1 protein-coding gene is annotated in these 621 nt (G+C 46.1%); it reads left to right on the forward strand.

The window, feature by feature from the left end:
* Positions 1-621 (forward strand): FAD-dependent oxidoreductase (locus A3762_RS19055; protein WP_197469399.1); only part of this gene is annotated, 621 nt, incomplete at both ends.

Below are 621 nucleotides of genomic sequence, written 5' to 3' on the forward strand. Positions count from 1 at the left end.
TGTGGTCGGTACTGATAATGCGGTTGAGGTGACGTTTGCATCGGGTAAAAAAATTCGAGCGGATGCTTTTCTTTGGTGTAATGGGCGTAGTGGTAATACCGATAATATGGGGCTCGAAAACACTGGTTTGAAGCCTAACTCACGTGGACAGCTTACGATCGATGATCACTATCGAACTGAAGTAGAGGGTATCTATGCCGTTGGAGATGTTATAGGTTGGCCTGCTTTGGCGAGTGCTGCTTACGATCAAGGTCGTGCTTCGGCGGCGGCAATGTCAGAGGATCAGTACTTTAGGTTCGTCGATGATGTGCCTACTGGCATTTACACCATTCCTGAGATTAGTTCAGTAGGTCGAACTGAGCGTGAATTGACTGAAGATAAGGTTCCTTACGAAGTCGGGCAGGCATTTTTTAAAGATTTAGCCCGTGCGCAAATTACAGGTGAGGCGGTTGGGATGTTGAAGATCTTGTTTCACCGAGATACCAAAGAAATATTGGGAATTCATTGCTTTGGTGACCAAGCGGCAGAGATCGTGCACATTGGGCAGGCTGTGATGAACCAAAAAGGAGAGGCGAATAGCCTCGATTACTTCATTAATACGACCTTTAATTATCCGACAAT

Source organism: Oleiphilus sp. HI0125, from assembly GCF_001635355.1.